Annotated in this window: 1 protein-coding gene; it reads right to left on the reverse strand. The window is 43.2% G+C overall.

The features are described 5' to 3' along the window. On the reverse strand, nt 1-213 hold a 213-nt coding region (locus tag EOC06_RS40720; RefSeq protein ID WP_206631529.1), incomplete at both ends, for a hypothetical protein.

The raw sequence follows: 213 nt of genomic DNA on the forward strand, positions 1-213 counted from the left end.
TTATTAACATCTGATTCCTTCCCGAAATTTGTTGCCACAGAAAGGTGAATAGAATCATCGAATTCCTTGCCGAGCTGTGCAGCCGCATCTGCCGTAATTTCATTGTTATTTACCCACACATCTGCGTAGGTGCCACTGTACAGAAGCTTTGCAGTCAGCTGGTAATCTTCATTTGTCTCAATATTTGTTACCCAAAATGCTTTGCTGTCGCCC

The sequence above is a fragment of the Mesorhizobium sp. M7A.F.Ca.MR.362.00.0.0 genome (assembly GCF_004023175.1).
GTDB lineage: Bacteria > Pseudomonadota > Alphaproteobacteria > Rhizobiales > Rhizobiaceae > Mesorhizobium.